Raw genomic sequence first — 1,168 nt, forward strand, 5'->3', positions numbered from 1 at the left:
TTGATTCATAAGAAGACCTCTTTTCTGGATTTGTGGTTATCTCTAGATTAAGGGTCTTCTTTCTTTTTGTCTACTTTAATTTCTTGCCCTACTATTTTACTTTCCGACAACTATTTTACACATAGATGACTATTTTAGCAAAAAAATTAAATAAAGAAGCTGGTGCTTAAGAACAGGCTTCATATCAGCTATTCTCAAGCAGCAGCTTCTAAATACTTTCATCGAAAATGACCTTTGACACACTAGATGTGCTGTCATTTACGTTTATTCCTCAACTCTTCGGTACATGTCGATCATTTCTTCAGCAAGGTCTCGGTAAGTCATAGCATTCATTAATGTATCCTGTGCATGTACCATCAGCAGGTTCAATTCTACAGAATTTCCCGCTGCTTCCTGCGTCAGCAGATCAGTCTGAACTCGATGGGCTTCAGTAATCGATGAATCTGCTCCTTTCAGCTTCTCCTGTGCTAGATCAAACTGACTCTTCTTGGCGGCATGGATTGCTTCCATCGAACTGCTTCTGGCATCTCCCCCGTGCATGATTAGTGCCATGATCACTTCCATTAACTCTCTGTTTTCTTCACTCATGACTGCTCCCTCCCAGGTCATTCTGGATCGTTAATCCATCAGTTCCAGCGCGCGGTCAAGGACTTTTTCTCCATTCATCATACCGTAATCCTGCATGTTGATGACATCAATGGTAATGCCCTGTTCATTAGCCTTTTCCTCAAATTTACCTTTCATGTAACGGACTTGAGGCCCAAGCATCATGACGTCGATAGCTTGAGTTTCTATCTTGGAATCAGCTTCATTTGCAGACACAGCAAAAATCTCCACTTCCAGACCTCTGTCTTCCGCGGATTTCTGCATTTTAGATACCAGCATGCTTGTACTCATTCCAGCAGCACATACCAGCATAATTTCTTTTTTTGCCATTCCGTTTCCTCCTAATATTCTTATTAATTTTTCCTGTCTATTTTTCATATTTCCTTACTTCAATCATACACCTCTTAAAAAATCTTGTCCACTTTCTCCCTCTTGAAGTATGTGTCAAGACTTTGGCGGAAACTTTTTTTCTAGAGATGGTAACTCTTCAATTTTAATATTAAAATGGCTCATTCTGTGTGTTTCATTACCCAAACATTTTCTTCAGTTGTCCCATTGGACT

General features: G+C 39.8%; 2 protein-coding genes. Both read right to left on the reverse strand.

What is annotated here, in order from left to right; all coding sequences use genetic code 11:
- Positions 1-264: 264 nt before the first annotated feature.
- A complete protein-coding gene (locus tag ACYQ2O_RS12335) occupies positions 265-588 on the reverse strand; it encodes a PTS lactose/cellobiose transporter subunit IIA (RefSeq protein WP_346024413.1) in 324 nt (107 codons plus the stop codon).
- A gap of 30 nt (positions 589-618) precedes the next feature.
- Complete coding sequence (locus ACYQ2O_RS12340; RefSeq protein ID WP_346024414.1) at positions 619-936, reverse strand: PTS sugar transporter subunit IIB; 318 nt, start codon at positions 934-936, stop codon at positions 619-621.
- Between the last annotated feature and the right edge of the window lie 232 nt (positions 937-1,168).

Source organism: Alkalibacterium sp. m-11 (assembly GCF_054658155.1).